The following is a 17,897-nucleotide window of genomic DNA, read 5'->3' on the forward strand; positions in this document are numbered from 1 at the left end:
GGTGTGGTTTGATGGATTGGATGGTGGAATTGGATGGTGTGTTTCTCGCTAAGCGCGCAACGGGCAAAGGGCGCTAAGTTGATTGTTTTTGGATGCTGTGTTTCTCGCTAATGAGGCTAAGGAAAATTTATTGAATGTGTTTTTAGCTATATACACTTGGTATTTGTTAATTAATTTTGTTAAAGGCGGTTAACTATTCTTCTTACGCCGGTTTTAATTAAGGGTGTATTAAAATTAATTAATAGAGCGAGTTTTATACCTGTTAATTTTAAATAGGTTGTAGTTTGTTTAAAATGAAGGTCGGCTAATGCATCTACCGATTTAATTTCGATAAGTAATTTATTGTTTATAATTAAATCTGCACGAAATGCCGGGCTGCCTAATGTTTTATTATCCCACTGAATATAAATTGCTTTTTGTCGCTCGACATGCAATCCTCTTTTAGTAAGTTCCGTAAACAATATTTCTTCATAAACCGATTCAAATAAACCCGGCCCTAGTTTAACATGAATTTCATAGGCAATTTGTACAACAATTTTTGCAAGATCGTTTTCACTTAATTTTTCCATTCCATTAAATTGTGTGGCAAAATAAGTGACTAAAAAAATAAATTACACAATTTTAACCGCGTATACTCGCTTAGCTCGCGCTAATTTTTTAGGCAACCAAAAAAGGAAGAGAATTTCCCCTTCAAAAAATATTCAATTAAATAAAATCAAATATAAAAGTTGCGCAAGCAACATCAAATAAACCTTCGCGCCCTTTGCCCTTTGCGCGCTTAGCGATAAACACAATCTACAACACATCCTACAAACAACCTTAAAGAAACACCTTCGAACTCTTCGCTTTAAACACATCCAACCAAACATCATCCATACAACAATTCTATCCCTAAAAACCTTCGCGCCCTTTGCCCTTTGCGTGCTTAGCGATAAACACAACCTACAACACATCCTACAAACAACCTTAAAGAAACACCTTCGCGCGCTTAGCGAGAAACAAAACATCCAACCACAAAGCCTACAAACAACCTTCCCGAAAAACCTTCGCGTCCTTTGCCCTTTGCGTGCTTAGCGATAACCACCACCCACCAACACCGCCTTTGCCCTTAGCGTCCTTAGCGAGAAACACGCATCCACAAAAAAATAACCGCGCGCAATCACAACAACCGCACACCAACTATTTTCAGTTGTTCATTATCTACTTCGCCCGGCGCATCCATCATCATATCTCTTCCATTATTATTTTTAGGAAACGGTATCACATCACGAATGGTATCTCCACCTGCCATCAGCATCACCCATCTGTCGAAACCAAATGCACATCCGCCATGTGGTGGTGCACCATATTTAAACGCATTCACCATAAACCCGAAACGTTTTTCTTTTTCTTCCTCACTAAATCCTAAAATCTTAAATACTTTTTCCTGCAATTCTTTATTATGAATACGAATACTTCCACTTAAAATTTCATTTCCATTCATAACCAAATCATAACTCTGTGCACGAACGCGCAAAGGTTCACTATCCATGTATTGAAAATCATCTGGATGTGGGGAGCAAAATGGGTGATGTGCAAAAATTGGTTCACCGGTATTTTCATCAGGTTCAAATAAAGGCATATCTACAACCCAAAAAACACTCCAAGCATTTTTATCAATCCAATTTTCACGTTTAGCCATTTCCAAACGTAACTCACCTAATACTTTTCGCGTTTTATTTATTTTATCGGCAACAATTAAAATTAAATCTCCGCTTGTTGCTTTAAAGTGTTCACCAATTGTTTTTAATTGTTCAACAGTATAAAATTTATCTACCGACGATTTTATACTTCCATCCGTATTAAATTTAATATAAATCAATCCGCCCACTCCGCGTTGCGGCGCTTTTACAAATTCTGTTAATTCATCAATTTGTTTGCGACTATATTCGCTGCAACCTTTTGCATTGATACCTGCTATCAATCCGTTACTTGAAATAATATTATTAAATACCGAAAATTCTGTCCCGCCAACTAAATGGTTAAGATCATGAATTTTACAATCGAAACGTAAATCCGGTTTATCACTACCATAATATTGAATCGCTTCTTTATAAGGCAATCTAATAAAATCGGGGAGGTCAATATTTTTTGTTTGTTTGAATACATATTTGGTCATACCTTCAAACATATTCCAAACATCTTCCTGACGTACAAAACTCATTTCGCAGTCAATTTGTGTAAATTCCGGTTGACGGTCTCCACGCAAATCTTCATCGCGAAAACATTTTGCGATTTGATAATATCTGTCCATCCCACTCACCATTAATAATTGTTTTAATATTTGTGGTGATTGCGGTAAAGCATAAAACAAACCTGGTTGTAAACGTGAAGGCACTAAAAAATCGCGTGCACCTTCAGGTGTCGATTTAATTAAATTTGGCGTTTCAACTTCAACAAATCCTTCATTGTCTAAATAAGTTCTTACAGCTTTAAGCATCTGTGCACGCAACATCAAACGTTTTTGCATTTGCGGGCGACGTAAATCGAGATAGCGGTATTTCATGCGTAGTTCTTCTCCGCCATCAGTGTCATCATCCATGGTAAACGGTGGCAATTCTGCTGCATTTAAAATCGTAAGTTCTATAACTATAATTTCAATATCGCCTGTTGGAATATTTACATTTTTATTTGAACGTTCAGCAACTGTTCCTGTTGCTAAAATCACATATTCTCTGCCGAGTTTTCTCGCTTCTTCACACAAGTTTGCACTGGTTTCCATATTAAAAACCAACTGAGTGATACCATATCGGTCCCTTAAATCAATAAAGATCATTCCACCCTGATCACGGTTTTTATTCACCCAACCGGTTAAACTTACCTGTTTGCCAATATCGGCCATCCTTAATTCACCACAATGGTGCGACCTGTAAAATGTTGAACTTTGCATTAAAATAATTTTGAACCGCAAAGTTATTGATTAGCCGCCATCTAAACGAAAACTAGCCTTATCTTTGGCCAAAATGTTGGTGTTTCACCCATAAATCACCATCTGAACAAATAGAAATGCCTATGCAATGCGAAAACTGCGGGAATAATCACTTTTCAACAACACCATTCTATTACAACTGGAATAACAAAACATTTTTGCTGAAAAAGTGTAAAAAATGTGCCCTCATTGCGCTCGATCCCCAACCTACAGGCCAGGAATTGTCGCTATTATACGCCGACGACTATTTTGAAACCGGGCAACACGGGTTAAACCGAACCGAACAAACCTACGAGGAAAGTAAAGATGCCCTGAGTATGGAGGCCAGAATTACGGCTATTCAAAATAATATCCTGCAATTTAAACCTGAAACGAAAAATATTTTTGAGATTGGGTTTGCAATGGGCCATATACTTGCTGCAGCAAAAACCCTACATCTTGAAGTTTCAGGTATTGAATTTTCTGAAACCGCGGTTAACAAAGCAAAAAACAAATTTGATATCGATGCCATTTGTGGCAACTTTGAAGAATTAGACACAACACCTTATCTCAATAAATGGGATTGTATTTATGGCGGAGATGTATTTGAACATTTTGGCAGTCCCACCAAAGTTGTGAAAAACATGCACGCCATGCTTGCACCCGGTGGCATAGCAGTTGTTGCTGTACCATCTACATTTAATTTATTTTCAACCTGGTTTGCCATTTTATTTTATAAACTTACCGGGAAAAAGAAGAAATTTTACGACAACCCATATCATTTATTTGAATACACACCAAAAACAATAAAAAGTTTATTTAAAAAATATTTTGATGATGTTCAGGTAGTCAACAGAATTAAAAAACCTTCGGAATTAAATATGAAAGGCGGAGGCGTTGAATATAAAATAAAAAAATTCCTGCACTATATCAATTATCCTTATACCCAAATATTTAATCGTAATGGTGATCGTTTATTAGTGGTGGCAAGAAAGCAATTAAAATAATAATTAAATTATTTTAATACAACTAATTCTTTTATGGTATTAAAATTTGAGCCATAAACCTGAACATGATAAATACCATTGCTTAATGTAGTAAACCAATTTTCAGGAATTACAAAAGATTGATGGGGTGATGTTATCAATACAGTTTCTGTAAATAATCTTTTTCCAAAATTGTCATAGATTACAACATTCACATTCTTTTCCGCAACATTTTGAAACATAATACCAGATTGGCTTACAGCAGGATTTGGATATATTTTAATTTCCGGAGATTTGTCGTCTGAAGTCGATAAAATAACCGGTACCGTAAAACATATTTCCAGTTTTGGATGATGTGTAGAATCCGGTTCGTCGCTGGTTGCAAAAACACGGCGTCGATAATATTCTTCCTCCGCTAACCTGATTTCAAATCCAAAACCATGCAATGGATCTGCCACCATATCAACTATTAAATCTGTAACATCAATATTCAATACATCTTCAAATTCTTCTTCCGATTCAGGCAGCGTAACCTCATTTACATTAGTAACAGAAGGTGGGTCAAGCCAGGTAATTAAATCCTCTTCCCATGGTGTTATAACTCTTCTCAATACACAAATGTTTGGGCCACTTAAGGAACTATTTGTTTGTGATGAGGCGCTGTCATTTGCATATAAACTTAAGTATGCATAACATATTTCGGCATTTTGCGGCACTTTTGATAAATCGAATGCAAGATAGGTTCTTTCAATTCCGGGTTCACCAAACCACGTCCATGCCATTGCACGAATTTCTGTAAAGTCACCAAAATTTACGTTAGGCTCTATGCTCCAGATTTTGGCATCTTTACCTTCATCCGCGCCGGGTTGAAGCGTTAATATAGTTTGTGCATTTGTAAGCGCTGAACTGATACAAATTAACAGAAAGCAAAATATTTTCATAGGAGGTAATTGGATTCAAATTTATAAAATTTACCATCCTCCCGCAACATCATCTCCTCTTTTATCTGCAGCACCTTCAAGTGTCCCATTTGGATAGATTAATATAGCATCTACGCGTCCAATTGAAGCTTTATCGGAAATTGTATAACCTTTAGCTTTTAATATAACGGCAATGCTGTCGTTAAATGCTGTTTCAATTTTTATTTCATCAGGTAACCATTGGTTATGAAAACGCGGTGCATCTACTGCTTCCTGCATGGTCATATCGTATTCAATTACATTAATAATATTTTGAAATACTGACGTAATAATTGTTGAACCACCCGGCGTACCAACTACCATAAATAATTTTCCATCTTTTTCAATAATTGTCGGCGTCATGCTGCTTAACATGCGTTTGCCCGGCTCAATAGCATTTGCTTCGCCACCTATTAATCCATATAAATTTGGTTCTCCCGGTTTTGCACTGAAATCATCCATTTCATTATTTAAAATAAATCCACATCCACCCACAAAAATTCTGGAGCCATAACTATCATTTAATGTAGTAGTAATTGCAACCGCATTTCCGAATTTATCTACAATACTAAAATGTGTAGTTTCTTCACTTTCATATCCTGCAAATGTTCCTGCTTTAATTTTTGATGCCGGTGTATTGGTAGATGAATCTACGTCCTGCATGCTGCTTACTGCGTATGTTTTTGAAATCAATTCTTCAACCGGAACCTTTGTAAAATCAGGGTCTCCGAGCCATGTCGCTCTGTCCGCATATACACGTTTTTCTGCTTCTGTAATTACAGTAATGGCATTTACGGAATGAAATCCCCATTGTTTGATAGGATAATTTTCTACCATATTTAATAATTGCAAAAGTGCAACACCTCCACTTGATGGTGGTGGCATACTGATAATCGAATAATTTTTATAATTCCCTTTTACAGGAGCACGCCAAACCGCATGATAATTTTTTAAATCATCTAATGAAATAATACCATTGTTATTTTTCATTTCTGTTGCAATTTTTTCTGCTACAACACCGGTATAAAATCCATCCCGACCTTTATCACTAATTTCAATTAAAGTATTTGCTAAATCCGATTGAATTAATGTGTCACCACCCAGCCATTTATTTTTTATAAAATAATTTTTCCCTTTATTTAATGATTTTAATTCCTGTTGCATACCATTAAAATCTGCTGCCTGTTTTTCAGTTAACGGAAATCCTTTTTGTGCAAGTTCAATGGCCGGAGCTAACAATAATTTCCAATCCATGCTGCCATATTTTTGATGCGCTTCCCACATACCATCTACACTACCCGGAACTCCTGAAGCCAAATGCGAATTTTCAATTTGTTTCCTGTTTACTTCGCCTCTGGCATCTAAAAACATATCTCTGTTTGCAGTGGCAGGTGCTTTTTCACGAAAATCTAATGAATTGGTTGTTCCATCATTCATCCGAACCACCATAAATCCGCCACCACCAATATTTCCGGCATTAGGATAAACCACAGCAAGGGCAAACTGCACCGCTATTGCAGCATCTATGGCATTTCCACCCTGCTTCAAAATAACTACACCAACGGCAGTTGCCTCAGGGTGTGCACAAACCACCATGGCACTGTCGCCCAAAACACCGTGGTTCCTGTTAGCGAACTGGTCTACGGCAACTTGATTCGAATCGGCTGTGGTTTGGTTATTTGAAGGCTTGCAGCTAAGTAACCAGAATATAGAAATGATGAGGTAACGCATGTTGTAAAGATACTACTTCGTAAAAAATACCCCTTTTACATTTGAACACTGTTTGCGTTAAATAGTATAAATTTGACACCTATGCCTGAAGCAGTTAATTATATTGTTTATTCTATTCCCGTTTTCTTTTTATTAATTGGAATAGAAATACTTATCGATAAGTCGAAAAAAACGGGTTACTATCGCCTCAACGATGCCTTGTCAAATATCAATGCAGGAATCACCGAGCAGGTTACAGGAGCTTTCTTAAAGGCATTTGTAGTTGGCATTTATGCATGGATATTTGCGCATTATAAATTGACTACAATTCAACCAACTATCGTAAACTGGATCATTTTATTTATTGGGGTAGATTTTTTTTATTACTGGTTTCACAGACTGGCGCATGAAATAAATGTTTTGTGGGGAGGGCATGTGGTGCATCATCAAAGTGAAGAATATAATTTAAGTGTGGCATTGCGTCAGGGTGCTTTTCAAAAATTCGGTTCGTTTTTATTTTACTTACCACTGGCCTTTATCGGTTTCGACCCGATTATGTTTATCGTAGTAAGTCAGATTCAAACATTATATCAGTTTTGGATTCATACAAAAACAATTCATCTGTTGCCGAAACCGATAGAATTTATTTTTAATACACCTTCTCATCATCGTGTGCATCATGGTCGTAATCCAAAATATATTGACAGAAATCATGGTGGCACACTTATTATCTGGGACAGATTATTTGGCACTTTTCAAAAGGAAGAAGAGGCGGTTGTTTACGGAATTACTAAACCCCTCAAAACCTGGAATCCTCTGCGCGCACAGCTCGATTTCTGGAAAGATTTGGCTGCAGATTTGGCTAAAACAAAACGTTTTTCCGATAAATTAAAACTATTGTTTTTCCCTCCCGGATGGTTCCCACAAGAATTAGGTGGTCCGCAGCAGGCGCCTGAAATTACCGTTGCAACTGCTCAAAAATATAATACCGGTATTTCGGCTAAAATGAATTATTATGTATTTGTTCAATTTGTAATTATTTTAGGATTAACATCTATGTTTTTATTTACTTACGAACAGTATGACCGCTTAACCGGAATTTTATTTATGGCCCTTATTTTATATTCAATTACCAGTATCGGAATGATATTAGATGCAAAACCCAAAGCATATCTGGTTGAAATTGGACGTTTTGTTTTTACCGTTTTATTTTATTGGCTTATTATACAACAATCATTAATTCAAGAATATAAATATATCGGCTTATTAATATTATTGGTTTTCAGTGCGCTGTCGTTATTAGTTTTTATACCAATGCGCAAAACTTTTGCTAAATCGTAATTATGAAAAATCGGTTCCTTATTGCTTATGTTGTTGTTGCATTAATACATCTCGTTGCTATTTTGTCAGAGAATCGTTTAGTGGCAGATTGTTCTAAAGTATTATTGATTCCCATGTTAATTGGATATGCATTTCAGTCATTTAAAAATCATAATCCGGTTTTACGTTTACTGTTAATAGCATTGTTTTTTTGTTGGGCCGGTGATACTTTATTGATTTTCACTGAGCAGAATGAATTATTTTTTTTATTGGGACTGGCTGCTTTTTTATTGGGCCACATCGGTTATATTTTTACTTTCCGAAAAAGTGTGGATACCTCTAAACCAGTAAAATCGTTACCTGCAATTTATTATGGCTTACCTATTGTTTATGCCGTTGGCCTGCTCATTTTTTTATTGCCAAAATTAGGCGACATGGCAATACCCGTAATTGCATATGCTATTGTAATTTCAATGATGTGCGTTGCTGCAATGTGGCGGTGGAGTAAAACAACCAAATTTAGTTTTATGATGGTTACAACAGGTGCAATCGTATTCGTAATCTCCGATTCACTAATTGCCATAAATAAATTCCATACTGCTTTTAGTACAGCATCCATTTTAATAATGATTACTTATATAAAAGCACAATATTTAATAGTAGTGGGCTTAAAAAAGCATTATTTCGAAACGGCGTAATTAATCCAAGCCGTGTTTCCTGTTGCGAATTACGTTGTCGAGGTTCCAGATAACTTCATGATCAAATGCAGCTTGCCGTACGTTACAATCCGATTTTTTACAAATACGACACATTTGAGGTGGAACACAGGCATCAATATGTACAAACCATTCATCGCTGGTTTCATGATGTTTGTGGATGATATCTTCAATTTTTTCCAGTTCATCGTGACCTTCCTTCACGGTAAAATAATATGGAACTGTAAAGTGACAATCAAAATGCAAATTTGCACCGTATTTAATCACGCGCATATTATGAATATCAATCCAGTTCGGCTCTCTGTTTTTTTGTAAGGTATCAATTACACCTTTTAATAATTCGGTGTCAGCTTCATCCATAATTCCGGCAATACTTTGACGAACAATTTTGTATCCCTCAAAACAGATGTAACCCCCAAATAAAATTGCTACAGCACTATCTATCCATGGATATTGTAAAAAATACAATAAGGTTAATCCAACCAATAAACCTGCGGTACTCCAACCGTCGCTTTGCAAGTGTTTTCCACCTGCAACCATGGTTAGTGAATTGGATTTTTTGCCGCGTCGCTCCATCACCCAACCCATAAAAAAGTTTACAATTCCGGCAATGCTCACCAGAATAATCCCGGATTCAATATTTTGGATGGTTTGTGGGAAAAATAAGTTGAAAGTAGATTTGCCAATAATAATTAATCCTGCAATCAGAATCATACTACCTTCTATACTGGCTGAAATAAATTCTATTTTTCCATGGCCATAAGGGTGGCTTTCATCCTTCGGTTTGCTGGCAAGTATTAAACTGTAAAGTCCGAATGAACCTGCAACAACATTTACAATTGATTCCAATGCATCGGTTAAAACAGCATTGGAATGTGTTATGATATATGCTGCAAATTTTACCATTAAAAGTAAAACTGCAATCGTAACAACTATTTTTTGTAAACGAATATTTTCCTGTTGCAATGTAAATTTTGTTTACTAAAACATTAAAATTATTAATGGGCCTCTAACCAATTATCACCAACGCCAACTTCTGCTTCAATTGGCACGTTCATTTTTATAGCTGTTACCATTTTGGAAACAACAATTTCACGCAGTTCTTCCATCTCAGGAATAAAAGCATCGAACACAAGCTCATCGTGCACCTGTAAAATCATCCTCGATTGCATTTTCCTTTTATTTAATTCGTGGTGAATTTGAATCATGGCAACTTTAATCATATCGGCTGCAGAACCCTGTATTGGTGAATTTACCGCAATCCGCTCTGCCTGATTGCGAACAGTTTGGTTGGCAGAGGTGATATCTTTTATATATCTTTTTCTTCCCAATACCGTTTTCGTATAACCATGTTTGCGTGCAAATTCGATATTGGTATCCATTAATCTTTTTACGCCCGGAAATTGTGCATTATAATTTTCAATTATTTCTTTCGCTTCACCTCTTGATATTCCTAAATTTTGTGATAAACCAAAGGCAGTTTGTCCGTAAGCAATTCCGAAATTCACCGCTTTTGCGCGACTACGCATTTCACGCGTTACCTCGTTAATTGGCACATTAAATACTTTTGCTGCCGTTGCACTGTGAATATCCATACCTTGTTTAAAGGCCTCAATCATTCCTGCATCTTCACTTAATGCTGCAATTACACGTAACTCTATTTGTGAATAATCGGCGCTTAATATTTTGAATTCACTACTTCTTGGAATAAACGCTTTACGCACCTGCTGACCACGTTCAGTTCTGATAGGAATATTTTGCAAGTTTGGATTATTGGAGGATAACCTTCCACTGGATGCCACTGCTTGTGCAAACGTTGTGTGCAAACGATTTGTTTTCGGATTTATTAAAGCCGGCAACGAATCAACATAAGTGGATTTCAATTTTCCTAATTCGCGGTAATCTAAAATTAAATTCGCTATTGGATGATTATGTGCCAGTTTAGCTAAAATATCTTCCCCTGTAGATAATTGCCCGGTTTTTGTTTTTTGTCCCTCATAAGGGATTTTCAATTTTATAAATAAAACTTCGCCTAATTGTTTAGGTGAATCGATATTAAATCGAACACCTGCAATTTCATGTATTTTTTTCTCTAACTCGGTAATATCTTTTTCTAAAACTTTACTGTAATCATTTAAAAATGGCACATCTAAATTAATACCTTCATATTCCATATCTGCCAACACTTCAATTAATGGAATTTCAACTTCACTATATAATTTTTCAAGCTCCTCAGATTTCAGTAAAGGTTGAAAATGATTATGCAACTGAAGTGTAATATCAGCATCCTCCGATGAATACTCACATACCTTATTTACATCTGCGTCGCGCATACTTAATTGGTTTTTTCCTTTTTTACCAATCAGTGTTTCAATAGAAACCGGTGAATATCCTAAATACGTTTCTGCAAGAAAATCCATGCCGTGACGTAATTCTGGTTCCAATAAATAATGCGCAATCATACTATCTTCAAACGGCCCTTGCACATTAATGCCGTACCATTTTAAAGCGAGATAATCGTATTTTAAATTTTGTGCAACTTTAATTTTAGAAGTATCTTCAAGTATAGATTTAAATTCATTTACAATATTTTGCACTTCTTTTTGATCAGCAGGTAGCGGAACATAAAATCCTTCATTCTGTTTCCATGAAAAGGCCAATCCTACTAATTCAGCAATATTTGCGTCGATACCGGTAGTTTCAGTATCGAAACAAAATATTTTCTGCTTAATTAAATCTGCAATTAACTTTTTCCGCAATTCAGGTGTGTCCACCAAAATGTAAGTATGATCAACATTCGAAATATTTCTTCCTGCAACAACCTCATCAATAGTTTCCTGCACTGCAGTTTTACCACTACCTTCTACCGGATTGCCGAATAAATCTAATTGTTCATTTTTTTTGGCAGCATTAACACTATATTCTTCTCCCAAAATATCTTTTCCCAATTTACGGAATTCCAACTCCTGAAAAATTGCTGAGAGTGTTTCTTTATCCGGATCTTCAATTATTAATTTATCTTCTTCAAATTCAACAGGCACATCGAGCATAATGGTTGCAAGATGTTTACTCATCAATGCCTGTTCCTTATTGTTTACAACATTTTCCTGCAACTTACCTTTTAACTTATCGGTATTTTCATACAATCCTTCTACAGAACCAAATTCCTGAATTAATTTTTTTGCAGTTTTTTCACCAACACCGGGAACGCCGGGAATATTATCAACGGCATCTCCCATTAAACCCAAAATATCAATTACTTGAAGCGGGTTTTCAATTTCCCACTTTTTTAAAATATCTTCTAAACCAACCGTATCAAATCCATTTCCGGTAAAACTTGGTTTATACATATAAATGCCATCTTCTACCAATTGACCATAATCTTTATCCATGGTAACCATATATACATCATAACCGGCACTTTTTGCTTTTTTAGCAAGTGTCCCGATAATGTCATCTGCTTCATAACCCGGCTTTTCAATTAATGGAATATTAAATGCCTTTACAATTGCTTTAATGTACGGAACAGCAAATTTGATATCTTCAGGTGTTTCAGCGCGGTTTGCTTTATAATCTGCAAATACTTCTTCACGCTGTGTTGCTTCAACCGAATCGAAACAAACTGCAATATGTGTCGAATTTGTTTTTTTCAATAATAAATTAAGTGTATTAACAAAACCTAAAATTGCGGATGTATTTTGACCTTTAGAATTAATAATTGGATTTTTTGCAAATGCAAAATATGACCTGAAAATCAACGCAAATGCATCCAGTAGGTATAGTTTTTTATCGTCGTTATTGTTGCCCATTTTTTGTAAAGTTGTTGTGCAAATATAATGTTATCTTTAATGAATTGCCTTTTGTGTGTTAGGTTCTAATAATTAAAGGTCTCGGAAGTAAATTGTAAATACAAATTTACCTTTCTGAAATATCAAGACATCGAAAATATTTTTTAGCTTCCTTTAAAATTTATTTTTTACCGGATTAATTCTTCCCAATATTCAGCACCTCTTCGGGTATGTGGAATAACAATGGTTCCGCCAACAATATTGGCCACGGCAAAAATCTCATAAATTTCATCTGTTGTTACACCTTCTTCATGACATTTCCCCAGGTGATATTTAATACAGTCGTCGCAACGCAAAACCATACTTGCCACCAAACCCAACATTTCCTTGGTTTTAACGGATAAAGCCCCTTCGGCATAGGTATTGGTATCCAGGTTAAAAAGTCGGCCAATCACCTTATTTTGTTTTGCAAGAATTACTTCGTTCATTTTTGAACGGTAGCTATTGAATTCATTTACTAATTCGCTCATAAAATTGTATTTTGTCCAAAGTTCAGCTTTGAACCAGGAAAGTGCAAATTTTCGCTGTCGGAATACAATATTTGTGGCTTCAGGCACGTCATACCGGTATATTTTAACAAATTAGTATCTTTACGAACACAATTTAGAAAACAATGGCAACTACAACACCAGCAGCTCCGGCTAGAAAAAACATGGGGCGTTACATCGGTTTAGGGATTTTGGCAGTAATTATTTTATTCTGCGTGAGTGCATATAATGGCATGGTAAAGGCAGAAGAAACAGTAGGCCAAAAATGGAACGACGTAGAATCTTCATACCAACGTCGACTTGATTTGATTGACAATTTGGTTAACACAGTTAAAGGTGCTGCGGATTTTGAAAAATCGACGCTGACTGAAATAGTTGAAGCACGCGCTAAAGCTACAGGCATCACAATTGATCCTTCTACAGCCACACCTGAGCAGTTAAAAGCATTTACTGAAGCTCAAAATGGCATGAATTCAGCTTTAAGTAAATTACTTGTTGTGGTAGAAAATTATCCAAACTTGACCGCAACTCAGGCTTATCGCGATTTAATGAGCTCATTGGAAGGTACTGAAAACAGAATTAATGTTGCACGTATTGATTATAACGCAGCAATAAAAGATTATAATACCAGAATCAGAAGATTCCCGGCTAATATTATTGCCTCAATAACAGGTTTTGAAAGACGTAATGGATTTACTGCTGCTGAAGGTGCAGATAAAGCGCCAAAAGTAGATTTTAGCGATAACAAATAAACCATGCCGCAAGCAAAAACATTTTTTACTGCTGAACAACAGCAGGAGCTGATTTATGCTATTCGAAAGGCTGAATTGGAAACATCAGGTGAAATACGTTTGCATCTTGAAGAGTCTTGTGGAGATGATGTTTTAGACCGTGCCGCAGATGTTTTTCGTAAGCTGGAAATGCATAAAACAGAATTGCGAAATGGTGTACTGATTTATTTAGCAGTAAAAGACAGACAATTTGCAATAATTGGCGATGTTGGCATAAATGAAAAAGTTCCTGAAAATTTTTGGGATGAGATAAAAGATGATATGGTGTTGCATTTTAAGCAGGGAAATTATATTCGCGGTTTATTAAATGCAATAGAAACATCAGGTATTCAGCTTAAACAATATTTTCCACGAAGTACAGGTGATATAAATGAAATGAGCGATGAAATTTCTTTTAGAAATGATTAAATTACGCAACGTATTTTTATTTGCTTCGCTGTTTTTACTGGCACCGGTTGTAATATTTGCGCAAGATGATAAAGACTTGCTAAAAAGACCGATGCCACCACACCTGGTAAATGATGAAGCAAATGTAATTGATGATGCAAGTGAAGCACAACTGGAAAATAAACTTGTTAATTATAATGATACAACTTCAACTCAAATTGCAGTAATTACCATTCCCTCAGTTCAGCCTTATGATGTTAGCGATTATGCATATAAAATAGGAAGATATTGGGGTGTTGGAAGTAAAGATTTTAATAATGGTATCGTAATATTAATAGCAGTTGATGACCATCGCATGTTTATTGCAACCGGTTATGGAACAGAAGCCTATTTAACAGATATCAGAAGTAAAAGAATTATTGACGGCATTTTAGCGCCTGCATTCAAAGAAAATGATTACTACGGTGGTATAGATTCTGCAACTACAGAAATAATGAAATATATGACCGGTGCATATGAAGGGCAACCTTATGGCAGCGGACAAGGTGGACCAAGCGGAATTATAATTGTGATTGTAATTATTCTAATAATTATTTTTTTAAGCCGCAGATCTAAAGGTGGCGGAACTACATTTGGTGGAAGAGGACCAATTTATTGGGGCGGCGGTGGATTTGGCGGCTTCGGTGGCGGAAGCGGTGGAGGCGGTGGCTTCGGTGGATTTGGCGGTGGCGGCTTCGGTGGTGGTGGAGCCGGTGGAAGTTGGTAAAAACTTCTGCAATATTTTACATTTTTTTATAGCATTAAATTTATTTAATACAGGTCACTTCCTTTTTTTATCCGGCGCCGGAATTTCAGGGTCGCCTAATTCAAGCATTGGATCCCAGTATAATTTTTTATATTCTACTACTTGATCATTTTTAATTTTAATGCCTTCTTTTTCTAAAAGTGAAATCATTTTTTCGGGGGGATTAAAATGCGCCTTGCCGGTTAATAGTCCGTTTCTATTTACAACTCTGTGCGCCGGAACTTTAGGTTTTGCGTGGTGACTGGCATTCATGGCCCAACCAACCATGCGTGAACTTAATCCTGTGCCCAGATATTTTGCTATGCTGCCATAGTTGGTAACCCGCCCTTTGGGTATCAGACGTACTACCTGCCATACCTGATCAAAAAAAGTTTCGGAGTCGTATTTAGCTGCCATAACACAAATTAATTCCATTTTATTCTAAAAATGTGCAAAATCATACCGAAAATTGCAAAATGTTATCCAAAATTGTCAAAGCCGGTTCCATTACCAATTTAACAGATGCACGTTTTTTTTCAGCTTTCGAAGTTGATTTCATCGGATTTTGTTTCGACCCGCAATCAACTTTGTATATTTCACCTCAAAATGCATTAGCCATTAAAGGTTGGATTACCGGACCAAAAATAGTTGCAGAATTTGCAAATCAAGACCCTGACAATATTAAAAATATCATCCAGTTTTTTGAACCGGATATTATTGAAATAGATGAACAAAATTTAGAAACAATTTTGCCACTCTGTATTTCCTTAAACAAAAAATTAATTGTCCGCACCGAAAGTGTAAAAGAAACAAACGAACATATTTTATTTTATTTATCGCCAATATCGCTAGCAGAAAAAATTAAAAATAAATCAAACTACATATTCGACCTCACCGAATCAACAGCAACTACACCGGATATCACAAATTTACCTGCCATCCAATTAAAAGGCAGTCCTGAACAGGAAGTAGGCATAAAATCATTTGACAACATAGCACACATTTTAGAAAGTATTGAAATTGCTAATTAATGTACCAATGTGAAAATGTACCGATGTACCAATGGAACAGCCGATTTTGAGTGAGATTTTCATACTTAGAATTAATTAACCCACGTTGCAGAAACAACACAAACAACAAAGCAAACCAATAAAATAAAACACATCAAACTTCGCGCCCTTTGCCCTTCGCGTTCTTAGCGAGAAAACACTAAAAATATTAAAAGATTTTACGCGAAACCTCTCCCAAACACCACTGGCGCCCTTTGCCCTTCGCGTTCTTAGGAGAACCTACTACAAAAATATTATAAAATTTTTCACGCAACCTCTACCTTCTTAGCGAGAAAACATACTACAAAAATATTATAAAGAAAATTTTTACGCGCAAAAAAACCTCTACCGAAAAACACATCCATCTTAGCGCCCTTTGCCCTTCGCGTTCTTAGCGAGAAAACATACTACAAAAATATTATAAAGAAAATTTTTACACGAAAAAAACATCTACCGAAATACACATCTCCCTTAGCGTGCTTTGCGCGAAAAAAGCCTTCAAAAAAAATACACACACAAAACACATCACCCTTCGCGCCCTTTGCCCTTCGCGTGCTTTACGCGAAACCCACATCCACAAAACACCAATTCGCAATACTCCGCGTGAACCCCACACTTAAATCTGAAAACGAACATATTTAATTGTCTTCCGCTCAGCGAGATGCATTTTTTCGTAGTATGTTTTTATTTCCAGAAATGGGTGCGGCAGTGGCTTCGAATAAATATCATCATCTGCATATAACAATTTATATCCGCCTTCCTTAACTGTCTCCACTGTAAATTCGTACAATGTCGGATCATCAGTTTTTAAATTAATAATTCCGCCGGGCTTTAATATTTTTTTGTAGAAAGAAATAAATCGTTCACTGGTAAGTCGTTTTTGATCTTTACCTTTTTTTAAATGGGGATCCGGAAAAGTAATCCATATTTCACTTACTTCATCAGGAGCAAAAAATGTTGCGATAATATTAATATCAGTTCTTAAAAAAAATGCATTTTCGATTTTTTCTTCCAACGCCCTTTTGGCACCGCGATGCATTCGGTTTCCTTTTACATCAACCCCGATGTAGTTATTATTTTTATCAGCAGCCGCCATCTCGCAAGTATATTCACCTTTCCCACATGCCAATTCCAAAATGATCGGATTATCATTTTTAAAAATTTCGGAATTCCATTTTCCCTTAGGATCAACCTCTACCTTTTCGTGATTAACCACTACGGGCTTCAAAAAATTAAAATTTTGTAATACATTACTAAATGTATCCAGCTCCGCAAACCGTTGTAACTTACTTTTTCTCACCGCTATTACCTTTTTGAGCCCACAAAGGTATTAAATCAATAATCACAAAATTCCTCTCTCCCAAAACCAACTCCTGACCATCTCCAACCAAATACAACTATCCTACCATACACAACCTAAACCCAACACACACAAACAACCAAACACTACCACCACATCACTCCTTCGCGCCCTTTGCCCTTCGCGTCCTTAGCGCGAAACCCACATCCATCTTCGCGTGAAACCCACATCCAGATGGTGTGAAACCCACATCCACCTATCCAAAAAAAACATCCCCCCTTCGCGCCCTTTGCCCTTCGCGTCCTTAGCGAGAAACCCACATCCACCTTCGCGTGAAACCCACATCCAGATGGTGTGAAACCCACATCCACCTATCCAAAAAAAACATCCACCCTTCGCGCCCTTTGCCCTTAGCGTCCTTAGCGAGAAACCCTCATCCACCTTCGCGTGAAACCCACATCCAGATGGTGTGAAACCCACATCCACCTATCCAAAAAAAACATCCACCCTTCGCGCCCTTTGCCCTTCGCGTCCTTAGCGCGAAACCCACATCCACCTTCGCGTGAAACCCACATCCAGATGGTGTGAAACCCACATCCACCTAACCAAAAA

At 36.5% G+C, this 17,897-nt stretch carries 16 protein-coding genes; 7 read left to right on the forward strand and 9 right to left on the reverse strand.

Translation table 11 applies throughout. The annotated features are described in order from the left end of the window. Window positions 1-179: 179 nt before the first annotated feature. A complete protein-coding gene (locus tag IPI65_11445; GenBank protein MBK7442126.1) occupies window positions 180-569 on the reverse strand; it encodes a GxxExxY protein in 390 nt (129 codons plus the stop codon). A gap of 590 nt (window positions 570-1,159) precedes the next feature. Continuing rightward, window positions 1,160-2,929, reverse strand: a complete 1,770-nt coding sequence (aspS, locus tag IPI65_11450; protein MBK7442127.1) for an aspartate--tRNA ligase — start codon at window positions 2,927-2,929, stop codon at window positions 1,160-1,162. Window positions 2,930-3,051: 122 nt separating this feature from the next. Here aspS and IPI65_11455 point away from each other — a divergent pair, with 122 nt between their 5' ends. Beyond that, entirely contained in the window at window positions 3,052-3,954 is a 903-nt protein-coding gene (locus tag IPI65_11455; protein ID MBK7442128.1) for a class I SAM-dependent methyltransferase, read from the forward strand. An 8-nt stretch (window positions 3,955-3,962) separates the two neighbouring features. Here the strand turns inward: IPI65_11455 and IPI65_11460 are convergent, their stop codons facing one another. Both IPI65_11460 and ggt read right to left on the reverse strand, forming a co-directional pair. Next, window positions 3,963-4,874 (reverse strand): DNRLRE domain-containing protein, encoded by a 912-nt coding sequence (locus IPI65_11460; protein MBK7442129.1) that lies wholly within the window; start codon window positions 4,872-4,874, stop codon window positions 3,963-3,965. Window positions 4,875-4,904: 30 nt separating this feature from the next. Next, entirely contained in the window at window positions 4,905-6,623 is a 1,719-nt protein-coding gene (gene ggt, locus IPI65_11465) for a gamma-glutamyltransferase (GenBank protein MBK7442130.1), read from the reverse strand. An 81-nt stretch (window positions 6,624-6,704) separates the two neighbouring features. Here ggt and IPI65_11470 point away from each other — a divergent pair, with 81 nt between their 5' ends. Beyond that, window positions 6,705-7,943 carry a sterol desaturase family protein gene (locus tag IPI65_11470; protein ID MBK7442131.1) on the forward strand — a complete coding sequence of 413 codons (1,239 nt, stop codon included), beginning with the start codon at window positions 6,705-6,707 and terminating at the stop codon, window positions 7,941-7,943. A gap of 2 nt (window positions 7,944-7,945) precedes the next feature. Then, window positions 7,946-8,620, forward strand: coding sequence for a lysoplasmalogenase (locus tag IPI65_11475; protein MBK7442132.1), 675 nt, complete (start codon window positions 7,946-7,948; stop codon window positions 8,618-8,620). Here the strand turns inward: IPI65_11475 and IPI65_11480 are convergent, their stop codons facing one another. From IPI65_11480 to IPI65_11490, 3 genes are all read right to left on the reverse strand, one after another. Continuing rightward, on the reverse strand, window positions 8,621-9,604 hold the full coding sequence (locus IPI65_11480) for a cation transporter (GenBank protein ID MBK7442133.1): 984 nt from the start codon (window positions 9,602-9,604) through the stop codon (window positions 8,621-8,623). A gap of 32 nt (window positions 9,605-9,636) precedes the next feature. Continuing rightward, on the reverse strand, window positions 9,637-12,447 hold the full coding sequence (gene polA / locus IPI65_11485) for a DNA polymerase I (protein ID MBK7442134.1): 2,811 nt from the start codon (window positions 12,445-12,447) through the stop codon (window positions 9,637-9,639). Between the two features lie 167 nt (window positions 12,448-12,614). Beyond that, entirely contained in the window at window positions 12,615-12,956 is a 342-nt protein-coding gene (locus IPI65_11490) for a carboxymuconolactone decarboxylase family protein (GenBank protein ID MBK7442135.1), read from the reverse strand. A 182-nt stretch (window positions 12,957-13,138) separates the two neighbouring features. Between IPI65_11490 and IPI65_11495 the strand changes: the two genes are divergently transcribed. From IPI65_11495 to IPI65_11505, 3 genes are read left to right on the forward strand one after another with little or no spacing between them, the layout of a single operon-like run. Then, window positions 13,139-13,726: a LemA family protein gene (locus IPI65_11495; GenBank protein MBK7442136.1), complete on the forward strand. Its 588-nt coding sequence runs from the start codon at window positions 13,139-13,141 to the stop codon at window positions 13,724-13,726. A gap of 3 nt (window positions 13,727-13,729) precedes the next feature. After that, on the forward strand, window positions 13,730-14,173 hold the full coding sequence (locus IPI65_11500; protein ID MBK7442137.1) for a TPM domain-containing protein: 444 nt from the start codon (window positions 13,730-13,732) through the stop codon (window positions 14,171-14,173). Next, window positions 14,166-14,918 carry a TPM domain-containing protein gene (locus IPI65_11505; GenBank protein ID MBK7442138.1) on the forward strand — a complete coding sequence of 251 codons (753 nt, stop codon included), beginning with the start codon at window positions 14,166-14,168 and terminating at the stop codon, window positions 14,916-14,918. Before IPI65_11500 ends, IPI65_11505 begins: the two co-directional genes overlap by 8 nt. A 54-nt stretch (window positions 14,919-14,972) precedes the next feature. Here the strand turns inward: IPI65_11505 and IPI65_11510 are convergent, their stop codons facing one another. Further along, window positions 14,973-15,353, reverse strand: a complete 381-nt coding sequence (locus IPI65_11510) for an MGMT family protein (GenBank protein ID MBK7442139.1) — start codon at window positions 15,351-15,353, stop codon at window positions 14,973-14,975. Window positions 15,354-15,412: 59 nt separating this feature from the next. Here IPI65_11510 and IPI65_11515 point away from each other — a divergent pair, with 59 nt between their 5' ends. Beyond that, on the forward strand, window positions 15,413-15,967 hold the full coding sequence (locus IPI65_11515) for a hypothetical protein (GenBank protein MBK7442140.1): 555 nt from the start codon (window positions 15,413-15,415) through the stop codon (window positions 15,965-15,967). Between the two features lie 634 nt (window positions 15,968-16,601). Here IPI65_11515 and trmB read toward each other — a convergent pair. After that, window positions 16,602-17,285, reverse strand: a complete 684-nt coding sequence (gene trmB / locus IPI65_11520) for a tRNA (guanosine(46)-N7)-methyltransferase TrmB (protein ID MBK7442141.1) — start codon at window positions 17,283-17,285, stop codon at window positions 16,602-16,604. Window positions 17,286-17,897 lie beyond the last annotated feature (612 nt).

It is taken from the genome of Bacteroidota bacterium, from assembly GCA_016706255.1.
Taxonomy (GTDB): Bacteria; Bacteroidota; Bacteroidia; order Chitinophagales; family BACL12; genus UBA7236.

What these genes read in the sequence shown, in the direction of transcription:
- IPI65_11445 (MBK7442126.1), bottom strand. Translation starts at nt 569, where the DNA reads ATGGAAAAATTAAGTGAAAACGATCTTGCAAAAATTGTTGTACAAATT.
- aspS (MBK7442127.1), bottom strand. Translation starts at nt 2,929, where the DNA reads ATGCAAAGTTCAACATTTTACAGGTCGCACCATTGTGGTGAATTAAGG.
- IPI65_11455 (MBK7442128.1), top strand. Translation starts at nt 3,052, where the DNA reads ATGCAATGCGAAAACTGCGGGAATAATCACTTTTCAACAACACCATTC.
- IPI65_11460 (MBK7442129.1), bottom strand. Translation starts at nt 4,874, where the DNA reads ATGAAAATATTTTGCTTTCTGTTAATTTGTATCAGTTCAGCGCTTACA.
- ggt (MBK7442130.1), bottom strand. Translation starts at nt 6,623, where the DNA reads ATGCGTTACCTCATCATTTCTATATTCTGGTTACTTAGCTGCAAGCCT.
- IPI65_11470 (MBK7442131.1), top strand. Translation starts at nt 6,705, where the DNA reads ATGCCTGAAGCAGTTAATTATATTGTTTATTCTATTCCCGTTTTCTTT.
- IPI65_11475 (MBK7442132.1), top strand. Translation starts at nt 7,946, where the DNA reads ATGAAAAATCGGTTCCTTATTGCTTATGTTGTTGTTGCATTAATACAT.
- polA (MBK7442134.1), bottom strand. Translation starts at nt 12,447, where the DNA reads ATGGGCAACAATAACGACGATAAAAAACTATACCTACTGGATGCATTT.
- IPI65_11490 (MBK7442135.1), bottom strand. Translation starts at nt 12,956, where the DNA reads ATGAGCGAATTAGTAAATGAATTCAATAGCTACCGTTCAAAAATGAAC.
- IPI65_11495 (MBK7442136.1), top strand. Translation starts at nt 13,139, where the DNA reads ATGGGGCGTTACATCGGTTTAGGGATTTTGGCAGTAATTATTTTATTC.
- IPI65_11500 (MBK7442137.1), top strand. Translation starts at nt 13,730, where the DNA reads ATGCCGCAAGCAAAAACATTTTTTACTGCTGAACAACAGCAGGAGCTG.
- IPI65_11505 (MBK7442138.1), top strand. Translation starts at nt 14,166, where the DNA reads ATGATTAAATTACGCAACGTATTTTTATTTGCTTCGCTGTTTTTACTG.
- IPI65_11510 (MBK7442139.1), bottom strand. Translation starts at nt 15,353, where the DNA reads ATGGCAGCTAAATACGACTCCGAAACTTTTTTTGATCAGGTATGGCAG.
- IPI65_11515 (MBK7442140.1), top strand. Translation starts at nt 15,413, where the DNA reads ATGTTATCCAAAATTGTCAAAGCCGGTTCCATTACCAATTTAACAGAT.